Source organism: Paenibacillus kribbensis (assembly GCF_001705305.1).
Lineage (GTDB): Bacteria > Bacillota > Bacilli > Paenibacillales > Paenibacillaceae > Paenibacillus > Paenibacillus kribbensis_B.
Genome location: NZ_MCBP01000002.1, coordinates 165,456 through 179,121, shown reverse-complemented (window position 1 = coordinate 179,121; position 13,666 = coordinate 165,456). Strand labels below are relative to the sequence as shown.

General features: G+C 48.8%; 13 protein-coding genes. All 13 read left to right on the top strand.

What is annotated here, in order from left to right; translation table 11 throughout:
* Nucleotides 1-53: 53 nt before the first annotated feature.
* The 13 genes from atpD to BAZ21_RS03965 all read left to right on the top strand — a co-directional run bounded on the left by atpD (nucleotide 54) and on the right by BAZ21_RS03965 (nucleotide 13,595).
* Nucleotides 54-1,454 carry a F0F1 ATP synthase subunit beta gene (gene atpD, locus BAZ21_RS04025; RefSeq protein WP_068497316.1) on the top strand — a complete coding sequence of 467 codons (1,401 nt, stop codon included), beginning with the start codon at nucleotides 54-56 and terminating at the stop codon, nucleotides 1,452-1,454.
* Nucleotides 1,455-1,526: 72 nt separating this feature from the next.
* Nucleotides 1,527-1,934 (top strand): F0F1 ATP synthase subunit epsilon, encoded by a 408-nt coding sequence (locus BAZ21_RS04020; RefSeq protein ID WP_068497313.1) that lies wholly within the window; start codon nucleotides 1,527-1,529, stop codon nucleotides 1,932-1,934.
* A gap of 353 nt (nucleotides 1,935-2,287) precedes the next feature.
* Nucleotides 2,288-2,539 carry a DUF1146 family protein gene (locus tag BAZ21_RS04015; protein WP_068497310.1) on the top strand — a complete coding sequence of 84 codons (252 nt, stop codon included), beginning with the start codon at nucleotides 2,288-2,290 and terminating at the stop codon, nucleotides 2,537-2,539.
* Between the two features lie 320 nt (nucleotides 2,540-2,859).
* Nucleotides 2,860-4,215: a UDP-N-acetylglucosamine 1-carboxyvinyltransferase gene (murA, locus tag BAZ21_RS04010; protein WP_068497309.1), complete on the top strand. Its 1,356-nt coding sequence runs from the start codon at nucleotides 2,860-2,862 to the stop codon at nucleotides 4,213-4,215.
* Between the two features lie 229 nt (nucleotides 4,216-4,444).
* Nucleotides 4,445-5,890, top strand: coding sequence for a stage II sporulation protein D (gene spoIID, locus BAZ21_RS04005; protein ID WP_068497307.1), 1,446 nt, complete (start codon nucleotides 4,445-4,447; stop codon nucleotides 5,888-5,890).
* Between the two features lie 70 nt (nucleotides 5,891-5,960).
* Nucleotides 5,961-6,701: a M23 family metallopeptidase gene (locus BAZ21_RS04000; RefSeq protein ID WP_068497304.1), complete on the top strand. Its 741-nt coding sequence runs from the start codon at nucleotides 5,961-5,963 to the stop codon at nucleotides 6,699-6,701.
* A gap of 202 nt (nucleotides 6,702-6,903) precedes the next feature.
* Nucleotides 6,904-7,191, top strand: a complete 288-nt coding sequence (gene spoIIID, locus BAZ21_RS03995) for a sporulation transcriptional regulator SpoIIID (RefSeq protein WP_007432737.1) — start codon at nucleotides 6,904-6,906, stop codon at nucleotides 7,189-7,191.
* A gap of 170 nt (nucleotides 7,192-7,361) precedes the next feature.
* Nucleotides 7,362-8,360, top strand: a complete 999-nt coding sequence (locus BAZ21_RS03990) for a rod shape-determining protein (RefSeq protein ID WP_068497302.1) — start codon at nucleotides 7,362-7,364, stop codon at nucleotides 8,358-8,360.
* 125 nt (nucleotides 8,361-8,485) lie between these two features.
* A complete protein-coding gene (locus BAZ21_RS03985) occupies nucleotides 8,486-9,370 on the top strand; it encodes a flagellar hook-basal body protein (protein WP_068497300.1) in 885 nt (294 codons plus the stop codon).
* A 15-nt stretch (nucleotides 9,371-9,385) separates the two neighbouring features.
* Nucleotides 9,386-10,213 carry a flagellar hook-basal body protein gene (locus BAZ21_RS03980; protein WP_068497298.1) on the top strand — a complete coding sequence of 276 codons (828 nt, stop codon included), beginning with the start codon at nucleotides 9,386-9,388 and terminating at the stop codon, nucleotides 10,211-10,213.
* Between the two features lie 10 nt (nucleotides 10,214-10,223).
* Nucleotides 10,224-10,436 (top strand): DNA-directed RNA polymerase subunit beta, encoded by a 213-nt coding sequence (locus BAZ21_RS03975; RefSeq protein WP_068497296.1) that lies wholly within the window; start codon nucleotides 10,224-10,226, stop codon nucleotides 10,434-10,436.
* An 897-nt stretch (nucleotides 10,437-11,333) separates the two neighbouring features.
* Complete coding sequence (gene fabZ / locus BAZ21_RS03970) at nucleotides 11,334-11,780, top strand: 3-hydroxyacyl-ACP dehydratase FabZ (RefSeq protein ID WP_068497294.1); 447 nt, start codon at nucleotides 11,334-11,336, stop codon at nucleotides 11,778-11,780.
* Nucleotides 11,781-11,876: 96 nt separating this feature from the next.
* Nucleotides 11,877-13,595, top strand: coding sequence for a phospho-sugar mutase (locus tag BAZ21_RS03965; RefSeq protein ID WP_068497292.1), 1,719 nt, complete (start codon nucleotides 11,877-11,879; stop codon nucleotides 13,593-13,595).
* Nucleotides 13,596-13,666 lie beyond the last annotated feature (71 nt).

The following is a 13,666-nucleotide window of genomic DNA, read 5'->3' as shown; positions in this document are numbered from 1 at the left end:
TCAGTGATGTTCGGATTTGCGGCTGTGCAAGCTTGTAGGAGGGAAACCAAAAGATGAACAAAGGACGCGTAGTGAGCATCCAGGGTCCGGTTGTTGACGTTGAATTTGAACGTGGTCAGCTTCCGGAAATCCTTAATGCTATTCATATTGGGACTGTGCTGGAGACTGGAGTCAAACTGGATCTGACGCTTGAGGCATCAAAGCATCTGGGCGATAATCGTGTACGTTGTATTGCCATGTCTTCCACAGATGGTCTGGTTCGCGGAGCTGAAGCGGTAGACCTTGGGGCACCAATTTCGGTACCTGTTGGTGAGGTTACTCTGGGACGTGTATTTAACGTACTGGGAGATCCAATTGATAATGGTGCTGATATTAGTGCAGCAGAAAAAAATCCAATTCACCGTCAGGCACCTACTTTCGATGAATTGACGACTCAAGCAGAAATGCTCGAAACAGGCATTAAGGTTATCGACTTGCTGGCTCCTTATGCCAAAGGCGGTAAAGTTGGTTTGTTTGGTGGTGCCGGTGTAGGTAAAACCGTAACGATCCAAGAACTGATTAACAATATCGCTCAGGAGCATGGCGGTATTTCTGTATTTGCGGGTGTAGGTGAACGCACACGTGAAGGAAATGACTTGTACCATGAAATGAGAGAGTCCGGCGTTATCAACAAAACAGCGATGGTGTTTGGACAAATGAACGAGCCGCCGGGTGCGCGTTTGCGTGTTGCCCTCACCGGTCTGACAATGGCGGAGTACTTCCGTGATCAGGAAGGCCGTGACGTGCTGCTCTTTATTGATAACATCTTCCGCTTTACCCAAGCGGGTTCTGAGGTTTCCGCCCTGCTGGGACGTATGCCTTCCGCAGTAGGTTACCAGCCTACGCTGGCAACTGAAATGGGTCAATTGCAAGAACGGATTACTTCGACTAAAAAAGGTTCTGTTACTTCCATTCAGGCGATCTATGTGCCTGCGGATGACTACACTGACCCGGCTCCTGCTACAACGTTTGCCCACTTGGATGCAACGACGAATCTGGAACGTAAAATTTCCGAAATGGGTATTTACCCAGCGGTTGATCCACTCGCATCAAGCTCCCGGATTTTGGCTCCAGATGTTGTAGGTGAAGAGCATTACAATGTAGCACAAGGGGTAAAACAAATTTTGGCCCGCTACAACGAGCTTCAGGATATCATTGCCATCCTGGGTATGGACGAGCTGAGTGAAGAAGACAAAATGCTGGTAGCACGTGCACGTAAAATCCAGCGTTTCCTGTCCCAACCTTTCCACGTTGCCGAAGCGTTTAACGGCTTCCCGGGTAAATATGTGCCGGTTAAAGAAACGGTACGAAGCTTCAAGGAAATTCTGGAAGGAAAGTATGATCATCTTCCAGAAGCAGCGTTCCTTTTTGTAGGAGCCATCGAAGAAGCAGTAGAAAAAGCCAAAACGCTGTAAGTACACAGGCAAAGAATAGCCGAGAGCCTTACGAAGTGAGCTGTCTGTGGACAGCTTTCAGGAGGGATTCAAGTGAGCACGTATTTATTAGAGATTGTGACGCCGGAGCGCCTGGTCTATGCAGAGCAGGTCAACAGCATCAGTGTTCGCGGCTCGGAAGGCGACCTTGGTATTTTACCCGGACACCTTCCCTTGGTCACTCCCTTGAAGATTGCACCGATACGTATTAAAATCGGTGGTCAGACTGAGGTGATCGCGGTCAATGGGGGCTTTGTTGAAGTCCGCAAGGATAAAGTGGTCATTTTGGCTGAGAGTGCGGAACGCTCTGAAGAGATTGATGTAGAGCGTGCCCGTGCGGCAAGGGAGCGGGCGGAACTGCGGCTCCAGAGCAAGCAGGAACAGATAGACCATCATCGGGCGGAAGTGGCCCTGCAACGGGCGCTTAACCGTTTGAATGCTACAAGCATCAGAACCAAGTAAGAATTAAATATTAGGTTTTAGTGGAATTATAAGAGGGTTCGGCATAGTATACGGATGGAATGACAGGGAGACCGCTTCATAACTTCTGCCAGAGAGTGTCCGGCAGGAGGAGAGGAAAACCTTACCTTCCTTCGATCACTGTGATCGGGCCCTTTTTTTAGATAACATTACCAAATATGCAGTCCTATTTCTTGCTTGGCAGTTAGGTACATAGTACCTTTTAAATTCACGAAACAGAAGTAATTGTTCATATTTTGTCGAAATAAATGTTCTGAAAACAGAAATATGACTAGCATATTAGGCGTTCGCCGAGTATTATAAAGAAGTCTGTAAAGCAGATGGGAGGATTTCGGATGAACGGGAAGCAGCAGTTGGCTGAACAGCTAAGTCAATCAGCGAGTATGATCGCGTTGATCTCCATGATCGTGTCACTCATCTGTATAGCGTTAGCCTGGTGGGCTTTACAGAGCTTAAAGCTGGATTTGATCATCCGGCACCCCAAAGGGCCGCAAGGCAGATTGTTACACTTGTTTCTTGCTATTATCGTCGGGCAATTGGTTGCTGGTTTCCTGTTGAGCTACATCTCGTGGAGCCAGATGCTCTAGCGTGTTGTTTAACATGAAGTGGGCGGGTTATATGGTTTTATGACTGTGTCTCTGCGGGAATTGTCGAATAACATCGTTCCATATTGTCAACAATGGTAAACAAAAGAACATACATGTATTGCCGACAGATTCAGTTGGATTACGATGGACGTAAAGTACAAAAAACGCTTGTATACTTGTTTTGAACAGTGGTATGATGGCAGTTAGGGTATAATGAAATCTTGTTTTTTATGTAATGAAAAAGCAAGGCATGAAAATAGCGGAATATGTTCTTTTTTTCCATGATGGAAAAGGGAAATGACGCGCGGAGGGAATCATAGATGAGCAAATTTATCGTCCGCGGTGGCAACAGATTGACCGGGAGTGTCAAAGTCAGCGGAGCCAAAAACTCAGTTCTGCCGATCATCGCCGCTTCTCTGCTAGGAGAAGAAGGAGAAAGTGTTATTATTGATGCACCTCCTCTAGACGATGTGATGACCATTAACAAAGTATTGGAGTCCTTAGGAGCAGGCGTTACATACCAAGATGAGGTCATTCGTGTTGACGCGCGGAAGATAGTTTCCTGTGAAGCCCCTTATGAGTGGGTTAGGAAAATGCGCGCATCATTTTTGGTTATGGGACCGTTGCTTACACGTTTGGGACACACAAGAATTTCGCTTCCAGGCGGATGCGCAATTGGTACACGACCAATTGACCAGCATTTGAAGGGCTTTGAAGCATTGGGGGCCGAGATTAGTCTGGGCCAAGGTTTTATTGAAGCTAAAAGTAACGGGCGTCTGCGCGGGGCCAAAGTTTATTTGGATGTAGCCAGCGTAGGAGCAACTGAGAATATTATGATGGCCGCTACTCTTGCCGAGGGCGTAACCACTATTGAAAATGCTGCTAAGGAACCTGAGATCGTTGATCTTGCGAACTTCCTCAATGGTATGGGAGCCAAGGTACGCGGCGCAGGCACAGGCGTTATTCGTATTGAAGGCGTCGAGAAACTTCATGGTGTGAAGCATACGGTCATTCCCGACCGTGTAGAAGCAGGTACTTATATGGTTGCTGCTGCGATCACAGGCGGGAACGTATATGTAGAAGGCGCAATATCCGATCATTTGGGACCTGTTATCTCCAAGATGGAAGAAATGGGTGTAACCATTCAACCGGATGAAAACGGAATTCGTGTTATCGCAGATAAGCCGTTAAAGGCCGTTGATGTTAAAACGTTGCCTTATCCTGGTTTCCCTACAGATATGCAGTCTCAGATGATGGCACTTCAACTTGCTGCTGAAGGAACGAGCATTATCACGGAAACCGTCTTTGAAAATCGCTTTATGCATGTGGATGAATTTCATCTCATGAATGCGGAGATTAAAGTCGAAGGCCGTTCTGCGATTGTAACCGGCAATGCGAAGCTGACAGGTGCGAAAGTGACCTCGACAGATTTGCGTGCAGGTGCTGCGTTAATCCTGACGGGACTTATTGCGGAAGGTACAACGGAAGTATCCGGTGTACATCACATCGACCGTGGCTACGTTCATTTGGCTGAGAAGCTGACCAGATTAGGCGCGGATATTTACAGAGTGACCGTAGAAGAGCCGAAGCTGGATCATTCGTCCAGTACAGAGCGTGTGATGCCGGAAGAGACTACAGGGAATCTGTTCAAAAAGATTCAACCTTCTTTGGCTTAAGCCTTAACGTACGCAGCTTCATGCAACGTATGAGCATGTTTACAAACAATTAGGAACCAAGTCCGCAAGGGCTTGGTTTTTTTGTGTTTTCAGCTTGTCTTTTTTTCATTCTTTCAGTTCTCTTAAAACGGTTCTATCAAAGTGGACGACCTCATATGATTGAAAATATCTACTGGACAGATCATTGCTTCCGGCCGGATATTCAGCCCTTTGATGGAGGTTTCAGCCTATGAAAGATTCACAGGTTCGTATTCGTATACCGATTTATCATGACAATGAACACCGCCGGACTTTACCTGCAGAGGAAAGTCCCGGTTTTATAGCTGCTCCGCCACAGACAAGCAAGCTTGCTCAGCAGCAGTCGGGCACACGAGGCCTATTGCCCGCTGAAGCCGGGTACGCCCGGCGTGCAACGGCAGTGGCTCCCGCTTTGCACCCCGCAGGTGCGTCGCTGCCTGTGCCCGGCGCAGCAACTCGCGACACGCGCGGCGCAAGCAGGCCGCCGATGTCGGTGCCAGTGCCGCACCTGCGGCCTGCCGCCGGGCGTGCTCCACGCTGGGGCAGCCACCGCCCCTGGCTGCCGGCTGCCGCCATAGCAGGCTTGCTGGCGCTTGCGCTGGCTGTGCCCGCGCTAATAGCGTGGCCTCGCCATACGGCGCAGCCGTTGCCACCGGGCGGCCGCAAGGCAGCCCCCGAGATGCCCGTCGCGGCAGCGAAGCCTGAGGCCCCCGTCACGCGGATGCCGGGGGTTCCGCCCATACCGGCGGTGCCCGCTGCTCCAGCGCGCAGTGTTCCGGCAGTGGCAGAGCCGGATGTGCGCGTGTACGTCACGTCTACGGGCCGTACAGAGACGCTGCCGCTGGAGGAGTACATTGTCGGCGTTGTAGCCGCCGAAATGCCGCCCAGCTTCGAAGGCGAGGCACTGAAGGCGCAGGCCATTGCCGCGCGCACCTTCATCACCCGGCGTTTGCTGGCTGATGACACCAGCGGCGCTCCGGCAGGAGCGGATGTGACGGATACCGTTAAGCATCAGGCTTACATTTCTAAAGCCAAACTTACTAGAGAGTGGGGACATTCCGGTAAAACTGCTGAGCTGGCTAAAATTCGGCAGGCTGTGCGCGATACCAAGGATACGATCATGGTATATGAGGGCAAACCGATTACCGCTTCTTTTTTTTCTACCAGCAACGGTTATACCGAAAATTCAGAGGATGTATGGGCCAAGGCTGTGCCTTACTTGCGGAGCGTATCGAGCCCATGGGACAAGCAGCTGGCTCCTCGATATACAGAAACCATCACACTGAGCCGTCAGAGCATGTTTGATAGATTGGGATTGAGCCGTGCTGCGATAGCCGCTTCTACTGAAGGAGAAAATATGCCCGAGATCCGGGTACTTTCCAAGACAGAGGGACATCGCATCAAAAAAATTGAAGTAGGAGGAACTGTTTTTACAGGACCGGAAATTCGCAATAAACTGGGACTGCGTTCGGCTGAATTTACGTGGAGGACCGAGGGAGACAAGATTGCTATAACTACCTACGGCTACGGCCATGGTGTCGGCATGAGTCAGTGGGGAGCCAACGGAATGGCCAAGGAAGGGCACACTGCTACTCAAATTCTTCTTCACTACTATACTGGGATTTCCTTTGCACAGGCTTCTCGTATTCTAAGTTAGTAAATTTTTCAAAACTTTGAAGTATAAAAGAGTTGCACCCGGTAACACTGGTTACTGAGGTGATGAGCAAATGAGTGAACAAAATAAAAACCAGAACCAAAATCATGAAGAAACACCCAAAACCTTTCAGGGTGTAAGAGCTTCAAAGCCGTCTTCGTGGAAAAAGCTGTTGTCCAAAAGGTGGGCATACCCGGCAGCCTACATTGCCGCAGCAGCCATTATACTAACCTTAGTGTGGGTCTATCAGGATGCCAGCCAGAAGTCTTTCAAACCTGACCCAGCTAGTCCATCGGTACAAAACACAAGCGCAGTCAATACCGATGTCAATGGACAACAGCCAGAAAGTGTGGAAGTCGTTGCCCAGTCGGAAAATATCGCATGGCCGGTGGCAGATGCCGCCGCAGTAAAGGTCGTAAAGCCATTTTTTGACGAAAACGCGACAGCTGATGAACAGGCAGCAGCAATGGTAGAGTATGATAAAACCTTTACTGCTAACACCGGAATTGATCTTTCCCGGGCCGACGATCAGACGTTTGAAGTGAGAGCTGCCCTGAGTGGCAAAGTATCCCGTGTGGAACAGCATCCGCTGATGGGGAATGTCGTAGAAATCACGCATGATAACAATCTCAAAACGGTGTACCAAAGCTTGAGTGATCTGAAAGTAAAAGAGGGCGACCAAGTTAAACAAAACGATGTGATCGCTTCAGCGGGACGTAACGAGCTTGAAAAGGATTTGAAAACACATCTGCATTTTGAAGTGTATCAGGATGGCAAGCCGGTGAATCCTACAGGTCTGCTTCCTAAAAAATAAATTCGGTCATGGCTTTGCATGCAAAGCGGGGAATCCACATTCCCTGCTTTTTTCTTGTTCATTTTTGTTCAGGAGGTAAACAGATAAGCTGTTGCTGGCAAATAAATAGGCCTTCCGAAGCATGTCTTCCCGCCAAACCGCGAATATATAAGCACGCTCCTCATATAATGTACCAAACTATCCACAGTAGGGAGGCGGGAGCGTGCACGATTACATCAAGGAACGGACCATCAAAATCGGTCGCTGTATCGTGGAAACAAGGAATACGGTCCGTACGATTGCCAAGGAATTTGGTGTCTCCAAGAGCACGGTGCATAAAGATCTGACCGAACGGCTGCCTGAAATCAACCCGGATCTTGCCGATCAAGTGAAACACATTCTCGAATACCATAAATCCATCCGCCATCTGCGAGGAGGGGAAGCGACAAAAATTAAGTACAAAAAAACGAGTGGGAAAAGAAGGGAGATTCTCGTTTCCGGCAAGTCTTAAAAATATATAGTGAATTGGCTGGGAAAGCCATTGAATCACCCCCCTGAAGTATGATATGTTAAAAGATGGTACAAGACGAAAAATGACATGTAACCGTAGGTTTATACATATATTTGCCGCTTCTTGTCGAATCTTAGCTTTTAAAATATCACTTTGGGGGCCTCTTTAATATGTTCAGTAATGATATCGGTATCGACCTCGGTACGGCCAACGTGCTTATCCACGTCAAAGGGAAGGGGGTTGTTCTTGACGAACCTTCCGTTGTTGCGATAGAAAGCGATACAAAAAAAGTATTGGCTGTCGGAGAGGAAGCACGTCGTATGGTTGGGCGGACTCCTGGTAATATCATAGCCATTCGTCCGTTGCGTGATGGCGTTATCGCCGATTTTGAAGTGACGGAGGCAATGTTAAAATATTTTATCAATCGCGTAGGAGGAAAAAGCTGGTACAGCCACCCTCGTATTTTGATTTGTGCGCCGACGAACATTACCTCAGTGGAACAAAAAGCGATTCGTGAAGCGGCGGAGCGCAGCGGGGCGAAAGAAGTATTTTTGGAGGAAGAGCCAAAAGCGGCTGCTATCGGGGCAGGAATGGATATCTTTGAGCCTAGCGGCAACATGGTAGTGGATATTGGTGGCGGAACGACAGACGTTGCAGTCCTTTCTATGGGGGATGTGGTTACGGCTTCTTCCATTAAAATGGCAGGGGACAAGTTTGATTCAGCCATCATGAAATATGTGAAGACAAAGTATAAGCTTCTCATTGGGGAACGTACGGCTGAGGATATCAAGATTGCTATCGGAACTGTACATCCGAGTGGACGACGTGCGGAGATGGACATCCGTGGACGGGATATGGTATCCGGATTGCCCAAAACATTAAGTATTTCCGCAGAAGAAGTTCAGGATGCGCTTAAAGACCCTGTATCAGCGATTGTTGCTGCAGCCAAGTTTGTATTGGAGCAGACCCCACCGGAACTGTCAGCTGATATTATTGACCGTGGTGTCATTCTGACTGGCGGCGGTGCGCTGCTTAGCGGATTGGATGAGCTGCTTGCTGAAGAATTGCGTGTTCCTGTATTGGTTGCCGAAGATCCAATGCATTGTGTCGTTAAAGGCACAGGAATTATGCTGGATAATTTGGATCATGTGGTTAAGAAAAAGTTCTAATCTGCCGATAGTGACTATATGAGACTCGTGTGCGGTCGGACAGAATGCCTAGCATGTCGGCTTCCGTCCTCCGTGCGAGCAGATGATGATGCATTAGCAGAGTACAGGATTGGGGTGCACGATACATGTTGAGAGGTTTATATACTGCGGCAGCCGGAATGACAACACAGCAACGACGCCATGACACCGTGACGCAAAATATTGCCAATATGAATACGCCGGGATACAAACAGGAGAACAGTGTTCAACGTTCTTTTCCCGAAATGCTTATTTCCATGACGGGCGGTAATCCGGATAATCCAGACCGTACGGTCGGCAAGCTCAATACTGGCGTTTTTGCCGAGGAAAGCCTCTCCCCTTACATTCAGGGGGCATTGAAGGACAGCGGACAAGCTACGGATTTCGCGATACAGTCCAACATTAGTGTGAACGACCCGGCAACTGGTCAGCCTATGGCTTTTGATCAGGCGGGGAAATTTGTCAATGCTAACGGTGAAGTCACCTACCGTCCAGAAGCGTTTTTTACGGTCCGTGACAATAACGGAAATGTACGCTATACGCGTGACGGACATTTTCGGGTAAATGGAGCGGGAGCGTTGCTTTCGTCGACTGGATCAGCAGTGCTGGATACGAATGGCAACCCGATTCGATTGACGGGGGCTGTTTCAGCACTTAAAGTAAATGAGCGGGGCGAATTGGTGGATAGCCAATCCAACCAGACACTGGGAACAACGCTCGGAATTAGTGTCATTGATCGGCCGTACCAGCTCGTGCGTGAGGGCAACGGAAATTTCCGCTTGAATGATACAGACGGTGCTACAGCCAGAATGATGACCGCTAACGATGCGGTGTCCGTTCGCCAGGGTTATCTGGAAGTATCTAATGTAGATGCTGCTCAGTCGATGGTGGATATGATGGCTGCGTTAAGAGCTTATGAAGCGAATCAGAAGGTTATTCAATTTTATGATAAAAGCTTGGACAAGGCCGTTAACGAAGTAGGCCGTGTATAACACAGGGGGTAAGTGATGAACAACTCCATGATTGGCGCAATGGTGTCTATGGGCAGTGTGCAACAGCGTTTGGATTTGATTGCCGATAATATCGCCAATATTAATACGACTGGTTATAAGAGTAAACAGGGTTCCTTTGAAGATGTGCTGGCTAATGTACAGCAGCAGCCTTCAACGTATCTCCAAAATGGGCGGGCTATGCCGCTCGGCTATAATTTGGGCTACGGAGTTAAAGTAGCCTCGATTATGAAAAATATGGAACAAGGCCCACTCAAGGAGACAGGACTTCCTACTGATCTGGCGATCCAGGGCAATGCCATGTTTGAAGTTCAGGGCAATGGACAAAAAGCTTGGACGCGTGACGGCAGCTTTCATTTTATTCCTGATCCGAATGATAGTGCAACGATGATGTTGACCACGGCTGAAGGCTATTCGGTGTTGGACAACAATGATGTTCCTGTGACTGCGCCAGCGGGTTCTAAGGTAGCCATTAATTCAGACGGTGAGTTGTTGATTCGTGCGAATGGGACGGGCGAACCAACAGTTGGCCAGCGAATCAAGCTGATGGATGTTCAGCGTCCAGAAGGACTGGAACAGCGGGATGATAACCTGTTCGTATTGGCGAATGGAGTAACAGAAGCAAACGTATTCGGTGCAGCAGGTGTAGCGGGAGCTGTACCAGCGGACGTATCCGTGCGTTCCGGTTACCTGGAACAGTCTAACGTGGATTTAGCAGGTGAAATGACGGATATGATGCAAGTCCAGCGGATGTATCAAATGGCGGCGCGGGCGCTGACTTCTAGCGATACGATGATGAACTTGGCTAACAATCTGAGGGCTTAGGGATTTGGTGATGAAAGAAGAACAAGCCGATTCCCGTCCAGTTCCTGAAAAGACTAAGTCCCGCTGGCGTACTGCCCGTTATTTCGTAGTTCCGCTGCTGCTCCTGTTTTCGCTGTTAGGTGGTTTAATTGCAGGATACGTGATTGTAGGTAAGCAAGGACTGGCAGGCGTATTTGAATGGAAAACCTGGCAGCACGTCATTGATCTTATATTTGCGCCTTAGTTTACTTTAAATGAGTGGGGTGGTGGGAGAAGGTCGCTCCGCGTGCAGATTGTTCTTCCGATTGCTGTTATCCCCAGATTCCTTTTGATTTTAAAACATTCGAGGTTTGAATCCGGGGATAAAGGCAAACGCTGCGCTTCTTCAGAACAATTCTGCCCGCTCCGCTGCTACCCGCCATCAGGGCCACTCTTATTAAAATAAACCACCCGCAATTTGTGCGGGTAGTAATAAAAAACAAAACCCTGTGCCAGTGGCGCAGGGTTTTGTTGTGTTTTTAATGGCAGGAGCCTCCAGCGTAGCGCGGATGGATTGCAAACAATGAAGGCCATCGCAGAGGCCCGCGGTTTTGTTCCGCCCTTTACGACAAGCGAGCATTATTGAAGCGAGCTTTCTTTTTGAGCCAAAAGTAACTCGGCGGAGAGGTTTATTTGAATCTGGAGAAGCGGTAGCGTTCGCCTTTGCCCCTAAATTTTAACCTTACAGGTTTTATAAAATGAAAAAATTAAGGGGCAACAGCGATCGGAAGATCAAATAAATCGCGCAGCCCGTCCACCTTGACTCAAATTGAAGCTCCGCTTTACCCATAATAGGAGCAACCAATATGGTACTTCCGCGTAATTTTCTTTTTGCACCTGATGACTGTATAATGATGGGGAAGTTTATAACACTGCGGGGTAAGACCAAACACGGGCAAAAGGGCCTCTTCGCGCCTCTCGTTGCATAACCGGCGGAAAAAGCCCCTTATCTCAACCTTCACTTCTGCAGTAGGTGAAGGATATCTATCATTGTTGCCGCAATAAACTGTTTTTATGCAGCACCGATGGGTAATATTATGCTTGCAGCAATTCATGACTGATTCAGGACCGAACCTGCAAGCGAGAGGAGTTATTAAGGTAAATGGACAAATTGCAATTGGATGTTAATCAAATTCAGGAGATTATTCCGCATCGACCACCATTTTTGTTGGTGGACCGCATTATTGAGCTGGAGGAAGGGAAAAGAGCAGTAGGCATTAAAAATGTAACGATGACTGAGCCTCATTTTATTGGACATTTTCCGGGATATCCGGTCATGCCAGGTGTGCTGATCACTGAAGCCCTGGCTCAGGTTGGAGCTGTCGCATTGCTGCATCTAGAGGAAAATCGCGGTAAAATCGGCTTCTTGGCAGGGCTGGATGGCTTCCGTTTCCGCGGACAGGTAGTTCCTGGGGATACGCTGACGCTTGAAGTGGAAATAACCCGTTCCAAAGGATCATTTGGCAAAGGGAAAGCTACGGCTAAAGTAGGCGATACGGTAGTAGCTGAGGGCGAAATTATGTTTGCTTTGTCCGATCCTTCCCAATAAGCAAGCTCTGCTGACATAAGCACGACGTTTGAACCGAGTGCATGTGTACATAGAAATCCTGTTTTGACAACCAAAAATGGAGAGGGGAAATAACGTATGACGCAGTTGAGTAAAAAAGCACTAGAAGGCATTGAGAGCTGGCTGCAAGACCCTTATATTGATGAAGAAACCAAACAGGAGTTGCGCGCATTGGAGGGCAACGAGCAGGAGCAGGAGGATCGCTTTTACAAAGAGCTGGAATTTGGTACAGGCGGTCTACGTGGAGTAATCGGGGCAGGTAGTAATCGAATGAACCGCTACGTCATTGGACGTGCGACTCAAGGGCTGGCTCGCTACATTTTGGAGCAGCATGCTGGAAAAGAAGGCAAGCCTTCGGTTGTCATTGCACATGATTCGCGCCATTTCTCGCCAGAGTTTGCCCTGGATGCAGCTTTGGTGCTGGCTGGCAACGGCATTGTGGCTAAGTTGTTCCCGTCCCTGCGTCCGACGCCGCAGCTTTCATTTAGCGTACGTCATTTGGGGGCCAGTGGAGGGATTGTCGTAACTGCGAGCCATAACCCGCCTGAATATAACGGATACAAGGTATACAATGATGAAGGCGGTCAGCTTGTCCCTGATCAGGCTGAACAGGTGATTGGCTATATCCGTGAGGTTCCTTCTTTTGCTGATATTCACCGTTTGACCCGTGAAGAAGCCGAGGCGCAGGGACTGCTGGTTTGGCTTGGAGAAGAGGAAGATGAAGCGTTTGTAGATACGGTAGCCAGTGTAAGTGTGAACCGTGAGCTGATTGCGGCTGGACCAGGCAAAAACTTCAAGGTCGTGTTTACACCTCTCCATGGCACTGGAAACATACCGGTTCGCCGTGTGCTGGAGAAAATCGGCTTTGAGCAGGTGCATATTGTACCTGAGCAAGAGCTGCCGGATGCTGAGTTTTCCACCGTCAAGTCGCCGAACCCGGAGGAACGGGATGCATTCAAGCTGGCGATTGCGCTGGGCGAGAAGATTGGTGCGGATTTGTTGATCGGAACAGACCCTGATGCTGACCGCATGGGGGCGGTGGTAAAGAACCGTGACGGCGAATATGTGGTGTTGTCCGGGAATCAGTCCGGTGCGATTATGGTGTACTACTTGTTGAATCAGCTGAAGGAAACAGGTAAGCTCCCGAATAACGGGGCGGTCATCAAAACCATCGTCACCAGCGAAATGGGCGCAGTCATTGCCGAACATTTTGGTGCAACTGTGTTTAATACGCTAACTGGCTTCAAATATATTGGTGAGAAAATGAACCAATTTGACCAAACGGGAGATTATACCTACCTGTTCGGTTATGAAGAGAGCTATGGCTATTTGGCAGGCAATTACGCTCGTGATAAGGACGCCGTTCTGGCAGCCATGCTGATTGCTGAAGCTGCTGCTTATTACAGCACCCAAGGCAAGACACTGTATGATGTTTTACAAGAGCTGTACGAGCAGTTTGGATACTTCCTTGAGAAGCTTGAGTCTCGTACACTGAAGGGCAAGAACGGAGTGGCACAGATTCAGGGCAAAATGACGGATTGGCGCAGCAATGCTCCTCAAGAGATTGCAGGCGTGAAGGTAGACAAGGTGCTGGACTACTCGCAAGGGTTGGACGGACTCCCTAAGGAAAATGTACTCAAATTTTTACTGGAGGACGGTTCATGGTTCTGTCTGCGTCCTTCTGGTACTGAGCCAAAAATCAAAGTATACTTCGCGGTACGCGGTTCTTCGCTGGCAGATGCAGAGCAAAGAATTAGCCGTCTGGTGGATGCTGTTATGGCGCGCGTAGACGCTTGAGACAAATCCATTTATAATAGAATAGGTTAAGACAATTGGATACGAAATAAGTAATCGGTGACCTCTCACGG